At 67.5% G+C, this 19,349-nt stretch carries 19 protein-coding genes; 10 read left to right on the forward strand and 9 right to left on the reverse strand.

Annotated features, from left to right (window positions below):
- Positions 1–165: 165 nt before the first annotated feature.
- The 4 genes from P6F26_RS03885 (at position 166) to P6F26_RS03900 (ending at position 5,539) form a co-directional block, all read left to right on the forward strand.
- A complete protein-coding gene (locus P6F26_RS03885) occupies positions 166–756 on the forward strand; it encodes a LysE family translocator (RefSeq protein WP_278027331.1) in 591 nt (196 codons plus the stop codon).
- Between the two features lie 240 nt (positions 757–996).
- The gene (locus P6F26_RS03890) at positions 997–2,082 is read left to right on the forward strand and encodes a TRAP transporter substrate-binding protein (RefSeq protein ID WP_278027332.1); all 1,086 of its coding nucleotides are present in this window, start codon (positions 997–999) and stop codon (positions 2,080–2,082) included.
- A 113-nt stretch (positions 2,083–2,195) separates the two neighbouring features.
- A complete protein-coding gene (locus P6F26_RS03895) occupies positions 2,196–3,107 on the forward strand; it encodes a TRAP transporter small permease subunit (RefSeq protein WP_278027333.1) in 912 nt (303 codons plus the stop codon).
- 74 nt (positions 3,108–3,181) lie between these two features.
- Positions 3,182–5,539 carry a TRAP transporter large permease gene (locus P6F26_RS03900; RefSeq protein ID WP_278027334.1) on the forward strand — a complete coding sequence of 786 codons (2,358 nt, stop codon included), beginning with the start codon at positions 3,182–3,184 and terminating at the stop codon, positions 5,537–5,539.
- Between the two features lie 102 nt (positions 5,540–5,641).
- On the opposite strand, the gene P6F26_RS03905 is transcribed toward P6F26_RS03900, so the two are convergent.
- From P6F26_RS03905 to P6F26_RS03940, 8 genes are all read right to left on the reverse strand, one after another.
- Positions 5,642–6,025, reverse strand: coding sequence for a VOC family protein (locus P6F26_RS03905; protein WP_278027335.1), 384 nt, complete (start codon positions 6,023–6,025; stop codon positions 5,642–5,644).
- Between the two features lie 3 nt (positions 6,026–6,028).
- Positions 6,029–6,847 carry an arginyltransferase gene (locus P6F26_RS03910; protein ID WP_278027336.1) on the reverse strand — a complete coding sequence of 273 codons (819 nt, stop codon included), beginning with the start codon at positions 6,845–6,847 and terminating at the stop codon, positions 6,029–6,031.
- Between the two features lie 101 nt (positions 6,848–6,948).
- Complete coding sequence (locus tag P6F26_RS03915; protein ID WP_278027337.1) at positions 6,949–7,389, reverse strand: RDD family protein; 441 nt, start codon at positions 7,387–7,389, stop codon at positions 6,949–6,951.
- Between the two features lie 145 nt (positions 7,390–7,534).
- The gene (locus P6F26_RS03920) at positions 7,535–7,942 is read right to left on the reverse strand and encodes a DUF2852 domain-containing protein (protein ID WP_278027338.1); all 408 of its coding nucleotides are present in this window, start codon (positions 7,940–7,942) and stop codon (positions 7,535–7,537) included.
- A gap of 378 nt (positions 7,943–8,320) precedes the next feature.
- A complete protein-coding gene (gene mmsB / locus P6F26_RS03925) occupies positions 8,321–9,196 on the reverse strand; it encodes a 3-hydroxyisobutyrate dehydrogenase (protein ID WP_278027339.1) in 876 nt (291 codons plus the stop codon).
- Between the two features lie 25 nt (positions 9,197–9,221).
- The gene (locus P6F26_RS03930) at positions 9,222–10,256 is read right to left on the reverse strand and encodes an enoyl-CoA hydratase/isomerase family protein (RefSeq protein WP_278027340.1); all 1,035 of its coding nucleotides are present in this window, start codon (positions 10,254–10,256) and stop codon (positions 9,222–9,224) included.
- A 54-nt stretch (positions 10,257–10,310) separates the two neighbouring features.
- The gene (locus P6F26_RS03935) at positions 10,311–11,453 is read right to left on the reverse strand and encodes an acyl-CoA dehydrogenase family protein (RefSeq protein ID WP_278027341.1); all 1,143 of its coding nucleotides are present in this window, start codon (positions 11,451–11,453) and stop codon (positions 10,311–10,313) included.
- A gap of 92 nt (positions 11,454–11,545) precedes the next feature.
- A complete protein-coding gene (locus P6F26_RS03940) occupies positions 11,546–12,709 on the reverse strand; it encodes a carboxylate-amine ligase (protein WP_278027342.1) in 1,164 nt (387 codons plus the stop codon).
- 172 nt (positions 12,710–12,881) lie between these two features.
- On the opposite strand from P6F26_RS03940, the gene msrB reads away from it, so the two are divergent.
- The 3 genes from msrB to P6F26_RS03955 all read left to right on the forward strand — a co-directional run bounded on the left by msrB (position 12,882) and on the right by P6F26_RS03955 (position 15,359).
- Positions 12,882–13,370 carry a peptide-methionine (R)-S-oxide reductase MsrB gene (gene msrB / locus P6F26_RS03945; protein ID WP_278027343.1) on the forward strand — a complete coding sequence of 163 codons (489 nt, stop codon included), beginning with the start codon at positions 12,882–12,884 and terminating at the stop codon, positions 13,368–13,370.
- Between the two features lie 322 nt (positions 13,371–13,692).
- Entirely contained in the window at positions 13,693–14,400 is a 708-nt protein-coding gene (locus P6F26_RS03950) for a VPLPA-CTERM sorting domain-containing protein (RefSeq protein WP_278027344.1), read from the forward strand.
- 296 nt (positions 14,401–14,696) lie between these two features.
- Entirely contained in the window at positions 14,697–15,359 is a 663-nt protein-coding gene (locus tag P6F26_RS03955; protein ID WP_278027345.1) for a VPLPA-CTERM sorting domain-containing protein, read from the forward strand.
- Between the two features lie 61 nt (positions 15,360–15,420).
- Here the strand turns inward: P6F26_RS03955 and P6F26_RS03960 are convergent, their stop codons facing one another.
- Positions 15,421–16,920, reverse strand: a complete 1,500-nt coding sequence (locus tag P6F26_RS03960) for a CoA-acylating methylmalonate-semialdehyde dehydrogenase (protein WP_278027346.1) — start codon at positions 16,918–16,920, stop codon at positions 15,421–15,423.
- A 108-nt stretch (positions 16,921–17,028) separates the two neighbouring features.
- Between P6F26_RS03960 and P6F26_RS03965 the strand changes: the two genes are divergently transcribed.
- The 3 genes from P6F26_RS03965 to coaD all read left to right on the forward strand — a co-directional run bounded on the left by P6F26_RS03965 (position 17,029) and on the right by coaD (position 19,344).
- Positions 17,029–17,931 (forward strand): LysR family transcriptional regulator, encoded by a 903-nt coding sequence (locus P6F26_RS03965; protein ID WP_278027347.1) that lies wholly within the window; start codon positions 17,029–17,031, stop codon positions 17,929–17,931.
- 382 nt (positions 17,932–18,313) lie between these two features.
- Positions 18,314–18,748 (forward strand): CBS domain-containing protein, encoded by a 435-nt coding sequence (locus tag P6F26_RS03970; RefSeq protein ID WP_278027348.1) that lies wholly within the window; start codon positions 18,314–18,316, stop codon positions 18,746–18,748.
- 101 nt (positions 18,749–18,849) lie between these two features.
- Positions 18,850–19,344, forward strand: coding sequence for a pantetheine-phosphate adenylyltransferase (gene coaD / locus P6F26_RS03975; RefSeq protein WP_278027412.1), 495 nt, complete (start codon positions 18,850–18,852; stop codon positions 19,342–19,344).
- The last annotated feature ends 5 nt before the right edge of the window (positions 19,345–19,349 follow it).

Genomic DNA, 19,349 nt, shown 5'->3' on the forward strand with positions numbered 1-19,349 from the left:
CGTGAAGCGAGCCTGACATTAGGAACGCGCCCGGAGGGCGTCAACCGCGAAACGCCCCATCCGGTGAATAATGTGTCGCAGGGCATGGGGTTTCGCGCAACATTCGAAATTCGCACGGCCCGAACGGCATTGATTTCGCCGCTCCGACGTGCATCTGGGTCGGCCATGCTGGAATTCGCCGCGGCCGTCTTCTTCCTCATCGTCACGCCCGGTCCGGGCGTCCTGTCGACCGCGGGCGTGGGGTCGGCCTACGGCTGGCGTCCGGGACTGCGCTACGTCGCGGGGCTCTGGGCGGGCACGAACCTCGTCGCGCTTCTGGTGGTGTCGGGCCTTGCCGCCGCCGCGCTCGCGATCCCGTGGCTGCGCGCGGCACTCCTCTGGGGGTCTGCGGCCTACCTGCTCTATCTCGCGGCGCGCATCGCATTCGCGGGAACGCGGATCGCCTTCATCCACCCCGAGCGGCCGCCCGGCCTACGGGCCGGCGTCGCGCTTCAGGCGATCAACCCCAAGGCCTACGCGGTGAACACGGCCCTGTTCTCTGGCTTCGCGTTCATGGCCGAGGCGATGGCGGCGGAGACGGCGCTCAAGTTCCTGATCATGAACCTCATCTGGATCCCGCTGCATCTTCTGTGGCTCTGGGCCGGGGTCGGCCTCAGGCGGCTGGACCTCGCGCCGCGCATGCAGCGGGGCATCAACGGCGCCATGGCGGCGTCGATGCTGGTCGTGGTCGCGCTGGCAGTCGGCGCGCAGCTCTGACGCGGGGCGGCGCGAGTCGTGATCCCGTCGTCCGCGCGCCGTGGTAGCGCTAACGACCGGCAACCGGCGGTTGCGCGCGAAAGAAGATGGCGATTTTGGTAAGGAAATTTTACAAAAAAGTGCGGTTCGACTGCGAAAATCTGTTTCACGTCGCCAATCGCTTCGCTAACGTGCCGCTACTGCCAAGACCAAACCTACGGCCGATGTACGGTCGAGGGACATCCAATTGGGAGGATACCTATGGATCGCCGTTCTTTTCTGCGCACGTCGGCTGTCGGCGGCGCGGCTGCAGCAACCACGACACTCGCTGCCCCGCTCTACGCACAGGGCAACCGCACCCTGACGATGGTGACGTCGGTTCCCGACGGCTTCGCAATCTTCGATGACGCGGCCACGATGGCGGCCAACGCCATCACCGAGATGACCGAAGGCCAGCTGACCATCAACAAGATGCCCGCAGGCTCGCTCGTGGGCGCGTTCGAGGTGTTCGACGCCGTGTCGTCGGGCCAGGCCGACCTCTACCACTCGGCGGACTACTACTTCCTCAACCAGCATCCGGCCTTCGCGTTCTTCACCGCGGTGCCCTTCGGCATGACCGGCCCCGAGATGATGGCGTGGTACTACCACAAGGGCGGCTTCGAGCTTCACCAGGAGCTTGGCAGCCTGTTCAACCTCAAGTCCTTCCTCTGCGGCAACACCGCGATGCAGCCCGGCGGCTGGTTCAACACCGAGATCACCTCGGCCGAGGACCTGCAGGGCCTTCGCTTCCGGATGCCCGGCCAGGGCGGCCAGGTGCTGGGGCGTCTCGGCGCGTCGGTGCAGAACATCCCCGGCGGCGAGATCTACCAGGCGCTCGCGTCCGGCCAGATCGACGGTGCGGAGTGGATCGGACCCTTCGCGGACGAACGTCTCGGCTTCCAGGAGGTCACGAACCTCTACTACACCGCCGGCTTCCACGAGCCGGGCTCGGCGCTGACGCTTGCGATGAACCTCGACGTGTTCGAATCGCTGACCCCCGGCCAGCAGAAGATCGTCGAGATCGCCTGCGAGGCGACCCATGCCAACAACCTCGGCATGTCGCTGGCCGAGAACGGCGCCGCGCTGGCGCGTCTGGTGTCCGAAGGCGTTCAGGTGCGCGAATTCCCCGACGACGTCTGGGACGCCTTCGGCCGCGCTTCGGCGGAAGTCCGGGAAGAGAACATGGGCGACCCGATCTACGCGCAGGTGGCCGAGAGCTACTTCTCGACCCTGAACGAGACGGCGGCCTGGTGGCAGATCGGCGACGGCGAATACATCCGCCAGCGCAACCGCGTGACCGGCGGCTGATCGCAGCCCGACCTTCGCCCCGCCCGTCGGCTGCACGCCGCGCGGGCGGGGCAAACCTTTTTGCCGGGAGCGGACATGCCCTTTGACCGGGCCTGCCTTCGGGGGATCACCGCATGATCGAATTCGTACTCTGGGTGCTGCAGAACATCGCTCTGGCGCCTTACCATCTGTTCGTCGCGATCACCAATCCGAGCGCCTGGCTGGACTGGAGCAATCCGGAAGCCGTGATGCGCTTCATCTACTACGGCGCATCGGTCGAGTTCTTCTTCGTCGTCTTCACCACCTTCCTCGTGATCACCGCGCTCGGCATGGCCTGGAAGCGCGACATCCTGTGGAGCGGCGTGGTCTTCCTCGAAGCGCTCGGCAACACCGTGGGCCGCACCGCGGCCTGGGCCGGCCTGCTCATGGTCCTGATCCAGGTGATGATCGTTTTCCTGCAGCGCATCTTCCGCGTGGCCGCGATCGAGCTGGGCCCGATGGGCACGGCGCTGGCGATGGACCTCAGCTGGTGGGCCGAGGGCCTCAAGCTCTGGAACGCGCTCGTCGTGACGCTCTGCGTGTCCTACACTTTCGTGCAGGGCGGGCATGTGCGGGTCGACCTCGTCTATTCGGCGGTGAAATTCCGCACGAAGAAGGTGATCGACATGTTCGGCGCGCTGTTCTTCATGATCCCCGCCATCGTGATCACCTACCTCTATGCGTGGTTCTTCATGTGGCGCCACCTGATGACGCCCTCGGTGACCTCCACGAGCGAGCTCGACCGGATGCTGATGCAGGCGCGCATCTTCCGCTGGAACGTCGAGACCATCGGCTTCAGCCCGAACGGCTTCAACGCCTACTTCCTGTTCAAGGTGCTGATCGTGCTGTTCTGCGTGATGGTCTTCCTGCAGGCGATCGCCGTGTTCTGGCGGTCCTACCTCGAATGGGTCGAGGGCGAGGACAGCGAAAACAAGTATCTCGACCGCGACTCGATGGGAGACGAGGCCGAGGATCTGGAACACGCCATCCATTCCGGGTCGACCTGAGCGCCGGCCGAGGGCGGAATGAATTGGGACTGACGGTGCGGTTGGGCGCACCGTAACGAGGGGAAAGACGAACCATGCTGTTCGGATTGGATGGGGTCGAAATCGGCCTGATCATCGTGTTCCTGACGCTCTTCGCGGGGATCATGACAGGCTTTCCGGTGGCCTTCGCCATCGCCGGGGCCGGGGTCATCTCGTTCGCGATCATCGCCGCGCTCGACTCGGCGGGATTGCTGATCCACCAGGCGATCGACACGTCGTCGGCCGAGTATTCGGCGCTTCTGGCCGAGGGGGTCGTACGGGACGCCATATCGGTCTTCCGATACCCCGACCTGCCAAGGGTGGAAGAGCATCTCTTCCCCGGTGGCTGGGAACAGGCGATGGAGCGCAACATCTCCTTCATCGTCAACCGGATGAACGAGCGCGTCATCGCCGGACAGTCCATCGAGACCCTGCTTGCGGTGCTGATGTTCGTCCTGATGGGCATCACGCTCGAGCGTTCCAAGATTGCCGAAGAACTGCTGACCACCATGGCGCGCGTCTTCGGACCGCTGCCGGGCGGCCTCGCCGTGTCGATCGTGATCGTGGGCGCGTTCCTCGCGGCCTCCACCGGCATCGTCGGCGCGACCGTGGTCACGATGGGCCTGCTGGCGCTGCCGACGATGCTGCGCAACGGCTACTCGCCCGAGCTTGCCACGGGCGTCATCGCCGCCTCGGGGACGCTTGGCCAGATCATCCCGCCCTCGATCGTGATCGTTCTTCTGGGAACGCTGGTCGGCGATCTCTATGCCACGGGGCAGGAGACGCGGGCGCAGCTTGCGGGCTGCACCGATGCGCTGACCTACCTCGGAGAGCCTGCGGTCCTTTCGGTCGGCACGCTTTTCCAGGCGGCTCTGCTTCCGGGCATCTTCCTTGCGTTCCTCTACGGCGCCTACGCGTTCGGCTTCGCGCTTCTGAACCCGGCGAAGGCGCCCGCTGTGCAATTCGGCGGTGAGAGCACCTCCGAGCCCGTCACGCGCAACGAGGCGGCCACGTGGTTCCTGGGCGTCCCGGCGGCCATCCTGATCGCCGTCGGCCTTGCGGGCAGCGCGGGGATCGTCGGAAGCCAGACCGCGTTCCTGACCAACTTCAGCGCGCCGCCTCCGGGGGCGAGCCTTCGCACCAACGTGTCCGAACAATGCCAGACGGCGATGATCGAGCTTCACGGCCAGGAGGCGTGGGACGCCGCCGTGGCCGAACGCGAAGCGATCCAGGATGCCGCTGCCAATGGCGGCGAAGAGGTCGAGATGACCGAGGAGGAGGTCCAGGCCGCCTTCGAGGCCGCACGCGAGGCCGTCGCCCCGATCGGCACGGGCGTCGCCACGATCTTCGTCCTGCTGGCGCTGACACTGGCGGTCGGCCGTGGCGTCTCGCCCAGTTCCAGCCCGACGCCCCTGATCGTGGGCGGGGTCGGCGTCGCGCTGGCCTTCCTGTTCGACGCCGCGTTCATCCTGCCGGTCACGGGACCGGGCGCGACCTTCCTGATCCTCGCCGTGCCCATGCTTCTCGCGCTCTATGGGACGCGGGCGGCAATGACACGGATGGCGCATAACGAGCTGTTGCGCGTGGTCTTCCCGCCCCTGATCCTGATCGTGGCGGTTCTGGGCTCCATCCTCGGCGGGATCACCAACCCGACGCCGGCCGCGGCCCTCGGTGCCGCGGGTGCGATCATGCTGGCGGCCTACCGCAAGCTGAAGGAGGAGAACGGGAATTCCAAGATCGTGATCTGGGCGAGCTTCGCGATCGTGATCATGATCCTTCTTGGCGTGAACTTCGACCTGCGCATCACGCGCGAGGTGGTGCCGGTCGAGGACTGGATCGCCTACGTTCTCGCGCAGATCGCCTACCACTTCGCGTTCTTCGGGCTGCTGTTCTCGTGCTGGGTCCTCTACCGGAACTCCATCCTGTCGCCGGTGGTGCGCGAGACGGCCAAGGTCACGTCGATGGTGTTCACCATCCTGATCGGCTCGCAGCTTCTGAACCTGGTGCTGATCTCCTTCGGGGGCGAGCACCACATCCAGCAGTTCCTGCGCAGTTTCGACAACGAGATGATCGTCTTCCTTGTGGTGATGCTTATCCTGTTCATCCTGGGCTTCGTGCTGGACTTCCTCGAGATCATCTACATCGTCATCCCCATCGTGGGGCCGGTGATCTATGGCGGTACGCTGGACCCGGCATGGGTGACGATCATGATCGCGGTGAACCTGCAGACCTCGTTCCTGACGCCGCCCTTCGGCTTCGCGCTGTTCTACCTGCGCGGCGTCGCGCCGCCCGGCGTGACCACGGGACACATCTACCGGGGTGTGTTGCCGTTCGTCGGGATCCAGGTGCTTGGGCTCGCGCTTCTGTGGCTGTTCCCCGGCATCGTGACGATCGTGCCCGATCTGCTCAGGTGACGCTGCGAGCTCCATGAGAAACCAATGGGGAAGGGGGGCATTGCCCCCCTTTCTTCATGCCGCGTCGGGCAGGAAGGGCAGGAGGCGCGGCGCCGCGCGGGGTCAGTCCGCCGCCTGAAGAAGATCCCAGCGGTTGCCCCAGGGATCGCGCCATTGGGCGACCCGGCCATAGGCTTCGTCGCGCGGCGTCTCGAGGAACCGGCCGCCGGCCAAGACGATGCGCTCGGCGTCGCCGTCGAAATCGCGGCTCGACAGGAAGAAGGCGACGCGGTCGCCGGCCTGCGCGCCCATCGCGGCCTCCTGCGCCGGGCTCGAAGGTCTCGCCAGCACGAGCGACGCGCCGCCCGCGCCTTCGGGAGGCGCAACCACGACCCACCGCTTGCGCCCCTCGTCGCGGTCCTCGAGGCAGCGCCAGCCGAGGCCGTCCACGAAGAAGCGCAGCCCTTCGTCGTAATCGGGAACGAGAAACGTGACGAGGCCGGGCAAGCGTCAGTCGCCGCGAAGGTCCGGAAGCGTGATCTGTGCCACCTGCTGGGCGATCGGATCGACCGAAAGCGGGTGCGTCCGGTTCGAATAGCCCGCCGGATCGCCAAGCGGCTGCCACGCGCCGCCGACATAGACCTCGAGCGCGGGGAACTGGGCCTTGTAGCCCATCTTGTCCGAGCCCGGCACCCAGTAGCCGAGATAGACGTATGGCAGCCCGGCCTCGCGCGCGAGCGCGACGTGATCGAGGATCACATGGGTGCCCAGCGAACGCTTCGTCTTCGCGGGGTCGAAGAAGGAATAGACGAGGCTGAGCCCGTCATCGAGGATGTCGGTCAGGCATACCGCCGTCAGCGCCTCGTCCCGCGTGGTGTCGCGGTATTCGACGACGCGGGTCTTGATCGGCGTCTCCTCGATCATCGCGGCGAATTCGAAGACGTCCATGTCCGCCATGCCGCCCTCTGCGTGGCGCGCGTCGAGATAGCGCCGGAAGAGGGCGTATTGCTCTTCGGTCGCCCAGGCCGAACGCGCCGAGCGCACGAGGTCGGCGTTGCGCTTCAGGATGCGCTTCTGGCTCCGGCGGGGCTCGAAATCGGCGACGCGGATGCGCGCCGAGAGGCAGGCCGCGCATTCGGTGCAGGACGGGCGGTAGAGCACGTTCTGCGACCGGCGGAAGCCCTGCTTGGACAGGGCGTTGTTCAGTTTTTCCGCCTGCTCGCCCTGCAGCGCCGTGAACAGTTTGCGCTCGCGCCGGCCGTCCAGATATGGACAGCTTTGCGGAGCCGTCACATAGAATTGTGGCGCTATTGGCAGCGTGTGGCGCATGAAGTGGTCGGGTCGTCCGTTGGCCGTGTTCGCGGTTCAGCTTGCCTCAGGCGGGCGGGGGGCCGCAACACGTTTTTCGGACCGTGGTTAGCGCGCCCGCCTCAGCGCGGCCGATTGATGGCGGCGGTCCCGAGGATGTGATCGTGAAGGCCCTGGTGCCGGCGGGAGCCCGCGATCAGCCCGATCGAGACGAGCTGCAGGATCAGCGAGGCCGACAGGAGAAGATAGAGGCCCGTGTGGACCATGGCCTCGCCGCCCGAAAGCCGGCGTCCAAGCCCGTTGCGCAACTCCAGGTTCATCAGCCGCATCCCCAGCGTGGAGGAGGCGGACGCGATCGTGGCCGAGCGGTAGATGAACGAGACCGTGAGGTAGAGTATCGGCCAGACCCACAGCAGCACCGTCAGCGTCAGAAGCCCCAGCGCGAGCGAGATCGCGGCGATGACGGCGACGTCGACAAGCCAGGCGAAGAAGCGCTTGGCCGGCACGCCATCGTAGAAGGCGTGGTCGTAATCGGGGTCGGGCAGGCCGTCGTTCAGGGTCATGGCGGTCGTCATGGCGGCATATGGTCCGGTTTGGAAGTGAAAACTGGTCGCGCCACGCCGGGTTCCGAAGGGGGAACGGCTTGGCGTGGCGCGACCTGCCGCGGCGTCAGGGGGACGGACGCCGCGGAGACGTGAGGCGCCTGGCTCAGGCCTCGGCCGCGTCGCTTCCGCGCTTGCGGCTCCGCTCGTCCATGAACTGGTCGAATTCCGACTTGTCCTTGGCGTCGCGAAGGCGCTGGAGGAAGCTCTCGAAGGCCTCCTGCTCCTCCTCGAGGCGGCGCAGCGTGTCGGCCTTGTAGGCGTCGAAGGCGCTGTTGCCGGAGGAATGGAACGTGTGGCGGGTCATGTCGCGGCGCTGGCCGCAGCTTCCTTTGAACATGCGTTTGCTCCAGATCATGTAGGCGAGAAGGGCAAGGCCGATGGGCCAGAACAGGATGAAGCCCAGCACCATGGCGGCGATCCACGCGGCCTTGCCGCGCGCGTCCAGCCAGGCCTCGGCGCGGGCGAACCAGCCCTGGGCCTCGTGGATCATGGGGGTCGAGGTCGTGGTCATGAGGTCTCCTTTCCGCAACGCAGTCGTGTCGTGCATGTTAATGTTAATCACATTTACGGATATGGGAGGGCAGGTAGCCGGCGCAAGAGGTGAAGTGAATCTTTTTCACATCTTCCGCGGACTGCGCCTGATCCATGCCGGGGGCCTGGCGTCAGGCCACGCCAATGATCCGTCGAAAGCGGGCGTGTGATGCGGGACGTCCGGTGGCCCGCATTCTTCGGGACCGTGGCCCAGTGCAGCGGCACGAGGTGCACCTGGTCGTCCATTCGCCGCGCACTGGGCCTTATGCGGACGTATCTTGGAGCGTCCGCAGAAAGGGTGCCACAGCGCGCGCACCGGTCAAGAAAAAACCGCGACTCCTGCGCGGGGCAGCTCGCGTCAGGCGCCGCGCCCGCGCGCCTCGAACCTCGGCAGCATCGCCGAAAAATCGCGGCCCTTGCCATCCTCCTGCTCGACGAAGGTCTCGTATAGCGCGGCGGCGAGGCGCCCCATCGGCGTGTCCGCGTCCGCCGCCTCGGCCGCCGCCTGGCTCAGGCGCAGGTCCTTCAGCATGAGATCGGCGGCGAAGCCGGGCTTGTAGCCGTTGTCGGACGGGCTCTTCGGCCCGATCCCCGGCGCAGGGCAATAGCTCGTCAGCGACCAGCTCTGCCCGGACGAGGTCGAGGCCACGTCGTACATCGCCTGCCGGTCGAGCCCCAGCTTGTCGGCCAGCGCGAAGGCCTCGCAGGTCGCGATCATCGTCACGCCGAGGATCATGTTGTTGCAGATCTTCGCGGCCTGCCCGTTGCCCGCCGGGCCGCAATGGACGGCCTTCGCGCCCATGACGTCGAACAGCGGCCTCGCCGTCCCGAAGGCCGTCTCGCTGCCGCCGACCATGAAGGTCAGCGTGCCTGCCACGGCGCCGCCGACGCCGCCCGAGACGGGCGCGTCGAGAAACCCGATGCCGGCCGCCTCCGCCGCGCCCGCCACCTCGCGGGCTGACGCCACGTCGACGGTCGAGCAGTCCAGAAGCACCGCGCCCCGCTTCATCGCCGGCAGCACCTCGGCCGCGACCGCACGCAGGATCGCGCCGTTGGGCAGCATCGTGATCACCACGTCGGCGTCCGCAGCCGCCTCGGGCGCGCTCGCCGCCGCCCGAACCCCGTCGGCGGTCGTGCCCGCCACGTCGAACCCCGCCACGTCGTGGCCCGCTCCCGCCAGGTTGGCGGCCATCGGCCCGCCCATGTTGCCCAGCCCGATGAATCCGATCTTCATGCGAAGTCCTCCCTGCCGTCGTCCGTCAAAGCCTCAGTCCCTCCATCCCGAGGGGCATCAGCATCCCAGCAACCTCCGCCGGGCCGGCGCCGTCGATCGCGTCGTGCCGCCAGCCAGGCGTGCGATCCTTGTCGATGATCGCCGCCCGCACCCCCTCGAGGAAGTCGCCCCGTTCCATCGCGCGCGACGTGAAGCGGTATTCCAGTTCCAGCGCGCCCTCGATCGTGTCGCGCCCGCGCGCGCGATGAATCAGCTCCACCGTGCAGGCCATCGACAGCGGGCTGTTGCGCCCCATCGCCTCCAGCGCGCGGGCCGCAAGCTCCGCCTCCGAGCCGCGCAGCGCGTTGACGATGTCGCGCAGCGTGTCGCCCGCGAACAGCCGGTCGATCACGGCCTGTTCGTCCGCAAGCGCGCTTTCGGGCGCGGGCAGGGCGGCGCGGTCCACCGCCTCCCAGTCGCCCGTCGCGCAAAGCTTGGCCTTCACCCCCTCCCAGGCGGCGGCCGGCACGAAGTAATCGGCGAAGCCCGCATGGATCGCGTCGCCCGCCGCCATCCGCGCCGCCGTCACACCGAGGTATTCCCCGATCCGCCCCGGCGCGCGCGCCAGAAGCAGCGTACCGCCCACGTCCGGGATCAGTCCGATGCCGCTCTCGGGCATCGCGATCCTCGAGCTTTCGCAGACCACGCGGTGCGACCCGTGGCAGCCGATGCCGACGCCGCCGCCCATCGTGAAGCCATGAAGAAAGCTCGCCACGGGCTTGGGAAAGTTGAACATCTTCGCGTTCATGCGGTATTCGTCGGCCCAGAAGCGCCGCGCGAAGTCAAGGTCCCCCGCCTTGCCCGTGGCATACATCGCCGCGATGTCCCCCCCGGCGCAGAACGCCTTTTCTCCTTCGCCCTCGATCAGCAGAAGCGCCACCTCGGGGTCCTCGGCCCAGGCGTCGAGCGCCGCCTCGATCTCCAGGCACATCTCCCAGCTCAGCGCGTTCAGCGACTTCGGCCGCGTGAGCGTGATGCGCCCCGCGCGCCCGTCCCGGGCGATGCGAATGTCCTCAGCCATGTGTCCCGCCCGTTCCCTTCATCTTTCTCCAAATACGCAATCCGCCGCCGCCCCTCAGCGCTCGGCCAGCATGTGGCGCGCAACGATCAGCCGCATGATCTCGTTCGTCCCCTCGAGGATCTGATGCACGCGCAGGTCGCGCACGGTCTTCTCGATCCCGTAATCCGCAAGGTAGCCGTAGCCGCCGTGCAGCTGCAGGCACTGGTCGGCCACGCGGCTGCCGGCCTCGGTCACGAATTTCTTGGCCATCGCGCAGGCCTTGGTCGCGTCGGGCGCGCCCGTGTCGAGCTTCCAGGCCGCCTGGCGAAGGAGGACGCGCGCCGCCTCCAGCTCGATCTCCATGTCGGCAAGGCGGAACTGCAGCGCCTGGAACTGGTCGATGCTCCGTCCGAAGGCCTTGCGCTCGCCCATGTAGGCAAGTGTCGCCTCCAGGGCCGCCTGCGCCGCGCCCAGCGAACAGGCCGCGATGTTCAGCCGCCCGCCGTCGAGGCCGGCCATCGCGTAGCGGAAGCCGTGGCCCTCCTCCCCCAGGAGGTTCCCAGCCGGAACGGCGCAGGCGTCGAACTGCACTTGCCGCGTGGGCTGCGAGCGCCAGCCCATCTTGTCCTCCAGCCCGCCGAAGGAGAGGCCCGGCGCCCCATCCTCCACGACGAGGGCCGAGATGCCCTTCGGCCCGTCCCCGCCGGTGCGCGCCATGACGATGTAGGCGTCCGAATAGCCGCCCCCCGAGATGAAGGCCTTGGTCCCGTCGAGCGTCCATCCCTCGTTCGTGCGCGCGGCCCGCGTCCTGAGCGCGGCCGCGTCCGAGCCCGATCCGGGCTCCGTCAGGCAGTAGGAGAGGAAGATCTCCATGCTCAGTGCCCGCGGCAGGAACCGCTCGCGCAGCGCGTCGGAGGCGTAGCTGTCGAGCATCTTGGCGCACATGTTGTGGATCGACAGGAATGCCGCGACCGAGGCGCAGGAGCGGCTGAGCGCCTCGAAGACCAGTGTCGCATCGAGCCGCGAAAGCCCCGAGCCGCCATTCTCCTCGCTGACGTAGAGGCCGCCGAACCCCAGTTCGGCAAGCTTCGGCCAGAGCTCCTTAGGGATCGTGCCCTCCGCCTCCCAGGTGCGCGCGTAGGGCGCGATCTCGGCTTCGCCGAAGGCCCGCGCCATGTCCAGGATGGCCTCCTGCTCCTCGCTCGGGGCGAAATCCATGGGCCAGCCCTCCCTTGCCTGCCGCTGTGGAATTGAACGCTCGTTTAATTACCGATTGTTGCAGGAGTTTTGCAAGCGCCGCCACGGCGGGTCTAGAGGTCGGCGTGAAATTCCTCGACGAGATGGCGGACCACGGCGCGCATGGCCTCCTGCCCGGTCGCGCCGGCGCCAAGGGCGGCGGCCTGCACCTCGCGCTGGCGATCCGACGAGGTGCCGCGTTCCGGGATCTCGGCCAGCCGCTCCAGTTCCGGCAGGCACCCCAGCGCCTCGGCGTCCTCCGACAGGATGCCGACTAGTTCGGCGCCGAGGTCGGCCATCGGCACGATGCGCCGCGCGCCGAAATCGATCAGCCCCTCGTTCACGCCGTAGCGTTGCGCGCGCCAGCGGTTCTCGTTGATCAGGAAACGGTCGTAGATGCGCCAGCGCAGGTTGGAATGCCTCAGCCGCGCGAGGTGGCGGATCAGGCATTGCACCGTGGCCGCGATCGTCAGGGCGTCCTCCATGCGCGGGCAGACGTCGCAGATCCGCGTCTCGAGGGTGGGAAAGCGGTGCGAGGGGCGCAGGTCCCACCAGATCTTCGTCGTGTCCTCGATCATGCCGAGGTCGATCAGGGTGCCGGTCGTGCGCTCGTATTCGGCGTAGGAGGCGAAGCGCGGCGGAAGCCCGGTGCGCGGCAGGTTGTCGAAGACCGTCAGCCGGTAGGAGGCGAGGCCGGTGTCCTGTCCCTGCCAGAAGGGCGAGGAGGTCGACAGCGCGAGGAGATGCGGCAGGAAGTAGCTGAGCTGGCTCATCAGGTCCACGCGCTGCTCGTCGTCGGGAAGGCCGACATGGATGTGCATCCCGCAGATCAGCATCCGGCGCACGACGCCGCCGAGGTCTCGGGCGAGCTGGTTGTAGCGGTCCTTGTCGGTGTGGTGCTGGTCCTTCCAGTCGGCGAAGGGGTGGCAGGACACGGCGATGGGCGTCAGTCCGAACTCCGCCGCGCAGTCCGAGACGGTCGAGCGCAGGCGCTTGAGGTCCTCGCGCGCCGCGCCAATGTCGGCGCAGACCTGCGTCCCGATCTCGATCTGGCATTGCAGGAATTCCGGGCTGACCTGCCCCTCGAGTTTCGCCGCGCAGGCCTCCATCAGGGCTTGCGGCGCCTCGGCGAGCGCGCCCGTCTCGCGGTCGACGAGCAGGTATTCCTCCTCGATCCCGATGGTGTAGGGCCCCGGCGTGCGGGATCCGCCTTGGTTGGGGTCGTCGGTCACTGGCATTCCCCCGGTCCACGTCACGCGAGGATGGCGCGGAGGCAGCCCCGTTGCCAAGGAAAAACCGGCCCGACGCGCGGCGCACACGGCGGTTCAAGACTGCGTGACGCGGCCTGTCGGCGGGCGGGTGGCGCGACGACCTGTGTAATGATGACCTTTCAAGCATCTGGAGAACCCCATGAACCGCCGGACTTTCCTTGCCGCATCCACGAGCCTCGGGGCCGTCGCGCTCGGGGCGTCGCGGGCCCTTGCCGCCACTGTGGCGGAAGGCCCGTTCGAGATCACCCGCACGCAAGCCGAGTGGCGCGCGATGCTGAGCGAGACGCAATACGCCGTGATGCGCGAGGGCGCGACCGAGCCTCCCTATTCCAGCCCCCTCAACGACGAGGACCGCCGCGGCACGTTCCATTGCCGGGGGTGCGACCTGCCGCTCTACGCCTCTGACACGAAATACGACAGCGGGACCGGCTGGCCGAGCTTCTACGAAGCGCTTCCCGACGCCATCGGCACGATGGAGGACCGGACGCTTTTGTTCCTCGTCCGCACGGAATGCCACTGCCGGCGCTGCGGCAGCCACCTGGGGCACATCTTCGACGACGGCCCCCAGCCCACCGGCAAGCGACACTGCCTGAACGGCGTATCGCTGGTGTTCCGCCCGGCGGCCTGACCGGGCGCGGCGGGCTTCGGTCCCTCGGGCGTCCCGCGCGTCCGGGGCACGCTGCCGCAGGGCGCAGGCCAAACGTCGATTCGGTGTGCGAGGCCGCCCGGAGACGTCGAAATTGTTTACCTTGCCGACCGAGGATGTCGAAGATGACGGGCATTCCGGCGCATTGTTCGCAGGGCGGATACAAAGCCCTGCGCCAACCACTTTAAGGCGACAACGTGGCGAGATTGTGTTAACGATCTAGCCGGGACCGGCAATGTTTGCCGAATTCGGCAAGAGTTGGGTGTCATCCCACACCCATGGGGAGCAATTTATGAAAACCCTTTTGAAAACGTTGGCCGTCGCGTCAACGACGCTTGTGCTGGCCGGCGGGGCGGCTTCGGCGTCGATCGTTCTCGCGTTCGGAAGCAACTCGAACACCACGAACGCGCAGCTGACCGGCGCCTCGGGCACCGCGACGCTGGATTTCTCCGATGACGCGGACGGCGTTCTGGTGAAGGTGACGGTGGAGAACACGACCGGCGACACCATCTTCGGGGCGGGCGCCACCGCCTCCGAACTCACCTACTTCGGCTTCGACCTCGTGGACGGGGCGTCATACTTCGGCGGTTTCGTCGGGGGCACCTACCTCGACACGCTGAACGTCGACACCAGCGCATCGCCGTTCGGAACGATCGACATCGGGGCCGGTGACGATGCGAACTTCCAGGGGGCCGGCGGACAGGGCGGTGCCGACGGCATCCCGTCGACGGACCCGAACACGACGGACATGTTCAGCTTCATCCTGTCCTACACAGGCGGCGGCGCGACGGACCTCGAGAACGCCTTCTATTCGGCGTTCACCGACGATCCGGTGCTCCTGTCCGTGATGCGCTTCCAGTCCGTGAATGCGGGCGAGGGAAGCGACAAGCTCAGCGGCCCCGACGTCTCGCAGCCCGGCGCCCCCGTTCCGCTTCCGGCCGCAGGCTGGATGCTCATCGCGGGTATCGGCGGGCTCGTGGCGATGAAGCGGCGCAAGGCGGCCAACGCCTGAGCGACAGCACGTTATGTATCGGGAGGGAGGCGGCCGTCAGGGCCGCCTCTTTTCGTTTGCCGGCCGGGCAACGCCGCGTCCCTCGCGCCGGCCGGAGGCGTTGGGGCCCACAAGGGCCGATCGGCCTTCCTCCCCCGTCAAGAACGTCCATATCCGCGAGCCGTTTGCCGCAAGGGGCCCGCATGGCGGAAAGATGGCCGGAATGTGTCAGGAATGGGGAACCTCCGCGCCGGATCCGGGTTGATCCGTATTACCGCCATGGCATGGGGCCGTGGCACCATGCGAGGGAGGCATTCATGAAACGGATGTTGAGTTTCGGCGCAGCCGCGGCACTCGGATTGGGATTGGCGGGGCCGGCGTCCGCCGCGCTCATCACGTTCGATACCGTGCTCGGCGGCAACCCACACGGAACCTATGTCGAGGACGGGTTCGCATTTACGCCCAACAGCGGGACGAATTCGGTCAAATGCTATTCAGGCCAGTGCCTGCAGGAACTGCAGCAAGGCGAGATCACGACGATGACCCGGGTGGACGGGCTGGACTTCACGCTCGAGTCGTTCTTCTTCGACCTCTCGGGCAACACCCAGAACGCCGACAACTCGGTCAAGATCGAGGGGTTTCTGGACGGGTCCAGCACCTCGGTTTTCGAGTTCATGGTCGGCGGCCAGTATGGCGCGGGCCTGACCTACGGAAGCCAGGTCACGATCCGGGACGAGGCCGGGAACGTGGTAACCGATCCGCTCGCCTTCAGCACGGGTGACGGCGACGGCTATTTCGCGTTCTTCGATCCAGCCATCGGTCCGTTCACGCGGCTCGTCTTCTCGTCCGACGCGGAAGGCCAGACGCGCATCGACAACATCAACGCCTCGCCCGTGCCGCTTCCGGCTGCGGGCTGGATGCTGTTCGGCGCGCTTGGCGGCCTCGCTGCCCTGAGGCGGCGCCGCAAGGCTTCGGCCTGACCGGCAGGAGCCCCTGAAACGGGAAAGGGGCGGCCCGTGACGGCCGCCCCTTTCTTGGTTCTCAGTCCATCTGCTTGAAGTGGAACTCGCCGCCTTCCTTGATCCCCGAGGGCCAACGCGCCGTGACCGTCTTGGTGCGCGTGTAGAAGCGGAAGGCGTCCGGCCCGTGCTGGTTCAGGTCGCCGAAGCCCGACTTCTTCCAGCCTCCGAACGTGTGGTAGGCCAGCGGAACCGGGATCGGCACGTTGATGCCGACCATGCCGATGTTGATCCGGCTGGCGAAGTCGCGCGCGGCGTCGCCGTCACGGGTGAAGATCGCGGTGCCGTTGCCGTATTCGTGGTCCATGGCAAGCCCCAGCGCCTCTTCGTAGGAGCCCGCGCGCACCGTCGAGAGGACGGGGCCGAAAATCTCCTGGCGATAGATGTCCATGTCGGGCGTCACGCGGTCGAAGAGATGCGGGCCCACGAAAAAGCCGTTCTCGTAGCCCTGAAGCTTGAAGCCGCGTCCGTCGACGACAAGCTCGGCCCCCTGGTCCACGCCCGACTGCACGAGGCGCAGGATGTTCTCCTTGGCCTGCGGCGTCACGACGGGGCCGTAGTCCACGTCGTTGCCGGCGGTGTAGGGGCCGACCTTGAGCGCCTCGATCTTCGGGACCAGCTTCTCGATCAGGCGGTCGGCGGTCTCGTCGCCGACGGGCACCGCGACCGAGATCGCCATGCAGCGCTCGCCCGCCGCCCCGTAGCCCGCGCCAACCAGCGCGTCCGCGGCCTGGTCCATGTCCGCGTCGGGCATGATGATCATGTGGTTCTTCGCGCCGCCGAAGCACTGCACGCGCTTGCCGTTGGCGCAGCCGCGCTCGTAGATGTACTGCGCGATCGGGGTGGAGCCGACGAAGCCCACGCCCGCGATCGTGTGGTTGTCGAGGATGGCGTCGACCGCTTCCTTGTCGCCGTTGACGACCTGCAGGACGCCGTCGGGCAGACCCGCCTCCTGCATCAGCTCGGCCAGCATCATCGGCACCGAGGGGTCGCGCTCGGAGGGCTTGAGGATGAAGGCGTTGCCGCACGACAGCGCGGGCGCCATCTTCCACATCGGGATCATCGCGGGAAAGTTGAAGGGCGTGATGCCGGCGGCGACGCCGATGGGCTGGCGCATCGAGTACATGTCGATGCCGGGGCCGGCCGCATCGGTGAACTCGCCCTTCAGGAGGTGCGGCGCGCCGATGCAGAACTCGACCACTTCCAGCCCGCGCTGCACGTCGCCCTTGGCGTCCGGGATCGTCTTGCCGTGCTCGCGGCTCAGGGCCTCCGCCAGCTTGTCCATGTCGCGGTTCAAGAGGCGCACGAACTCCATCATCACCCGCGCGCGGCGCTGCGGGTTCGTGGCGGCCCATGCGGGCTGCGCGGCGGCCGCGCTGGCCACGGCGGCGTCCAGCTCGGCCTTCGAGGCGAGCGCGACCTTCGCCTGAACCTCGCCCGTGGCGGGGTTCCAGACGTCCGCGGTGCGCCCCGACGTGCCCGGCACGCGCTTGCCGTCGATCCAGTGTCCGATCTGTTCCATGGGTCTCTCCCTCCGGGTGAATGCTCTGGCGCGACCATACCCTTGCGCGGACGCCCGTAAAAGCGGCAGGTTGTCAAAGTCGTTTTGCGAAAATGCAAGGATGTGGAGATGAGCGCACCGACGAACTGGGACGACATGCGCGTCTTTCTCGCCGTAGCCCGGCAGGAGGGGCTTTCGGGCGCGGGGCGGCTGTTGCGCCTTGACCCCGCGACGGTCGGGCGGCGCGTGGCGCGGCTGGAACGGTCGCTCGGCGCGGTGCTTTTCGCGAAGTCCCCGCAGGGCTACCGCCTCACGGAGGCGGGGCAGCGCCTGCTGCCGCGGGCCGAGGCGGCGGAGGCCTCGCTGCGCGACGGGCTCGACGCGGCGGGCGACGGGGCCGGGGGGCTGACCGGCACCATCCGCATCGGCGCGCCGGACGGTTGCGCCAATTATCTCCTGCCGCAGGTCTGCGCGCGGATCTCCGCCGCGCATCCCGACCTCGACATCCAGATCCTCGCGCTTCCGCGTGTCGTCAACCTGTCGCGCCGTGAGGCGGACCTCGCCATCGCCGTCTCGGCCCCCAAGACCGACAGGCTGCGCGCCGAACGGCTGGCCGATTACCGCCTGTCGCTGGCCGCGACGCCCGAACTGCTCGAGCGCGAGGGCACGCCGCTGTCCGTGGCCGACCTGCGCGGCCGGCGGATGATCGGCTACATCCCGGACATGATCTTCGACGCCGAACTCGACTACCTCGCCTCGCTCGGCGTCACGCGGGTCACGCTGGCGTCCAACGCCGTCTCGGTGCAGCTCAATTTTGCGCGGGCGGGGGCGGGGCTGGCGATCGTGCACGATTTCGCGCTGCCCTTCGCGCCCGGCCTTGTGCGCGTGCTGCCGGGCGAGGTCGCGCTCGCGCGCACGTTCTGGCTCGTGACCCATGCAGGCCCCCGTGACGCGCGGCTCGACCGTTTCGCCACGATGCTGCGCGACGGCCTGCGCGCCGAGGTGGCGCGTCTCGAGGCCTCGGTTGCCTGAGGGCGCTCAGCGTCCCGGCGTGCGGACCGGCGCGTCGGTGCACGCAGCGGGACGCCCGTCGCACCGAGGAATGCCAAGAACACGGGCGCCTCGAGCACCAGAAGCGACAGGAGCGCGAAGGCCCACCGCCTCGGCGGCACGGGGCCCAGCCGGAACTCCGGGCCGTCGCCCGCGTAGATCAACGGTGCAAGCCCGAGCGTGGTCACGACGATGTCCCCGCACCGGCAAGTGCCGCGTTGCTGGCGAGGATGGTCATGCTCAGGCGCCGTCGCGGCATTCCTGCCCCGCGGCCATGCCGTTTTCCTTGACTCGCAGGGGGATGACGGCGGACCCTCGGTGCGAGGAGACGGACATACGGCGCAGCGGCAAGGGAGGTGCAGCGATGCTGGTGAAGCAGATACTGAAGTCGAAATCGGACGACGGGATCGTGACGGTGCAGCCCGGAACGAGCGTGGCGGATGTGGCGAAACTCTTGTCCGCAAGGCGCATCGGGGCGATCGTGGTCTCGCCCGACGGCAAGCGCGCGGCCGGCATCGTGTCCGAGCGCGACATCGTCCGCGAACTCGGCCAGTCCGGCGCGGCCTGCATGGCGCAGGATGTCGACAGCATCATGACGTCCCAGATCGTCGGATGCAGCCTGTCGGACACTTCCGACCATGTGCTGGCCGCAATGACGCAGGGACGCTTCCGCCACATGCCGGTCGTCGAGGCCGGCGAGATGGTCGGCCTCATCTCCATCGGCGACGTGGTCAAGGCGCAGCTCGCAACGCTCGAGATGGAGAAGGACGCGCTCGAGAGCATGATCAAGGGGTTCTGAGCGGCGCCGCGTCGGCGGGCAGGTCGCGCGGACAGGGGGTTGCACCCCGGCTCGCAATCGTGTTGCGTCGCCCGCGACGAGGGGCAGGGGACAGCATGACAATGCGCACAGGGCTATATCCGGGCACGTTCGACCCGATCACGTTCGGCCATGTCGACATCATCAAACGCGCCTGCCAGCTTGTGGACAAGCTGGTGATCGGCGTGGCGATCAACCGCGACAAGGGCCCGCTTTTCTCGCTGGAGGAGCGCGTGGCGATGGTCGAGGCCGAGACGGCGCACCTGACCGCGGCCACGGGCGCGGAGATCGTCGTGCATCCCTTCGAGAACCTGCTCGTCGATTGCGCCCGCGACGTCGGCGCCAGCATGATCATCCGCGGGCTGCGGGCGGTTGCGGATTTCGAGTACGAGTTCCAGATGGTGGGCATGAATCGCAAGCTCGACGCGGATATCGTGACCGTCTTCCTGATGGCCGAGGCCGATCGCCAGGCCATCGCCTCCAAGCTCGTCAAGGAGATCGCGCGGCTGAAGGGCGACGTGTCGCATTTCGTGCCGCCCGCCGTCGAGATCGCCCTGAAAGAGAAATTCGCCGGCTGAACCCG

Source organism: Roseicyclus salinarum (assembly GCF_029624655.1).
GTDB lineage: Bacteria > Pseudomonadota > Alphaproteobacteria > Rhodobacterales > Rhodobacteraceae > Roseibacterium > Roseibacterium salinarum.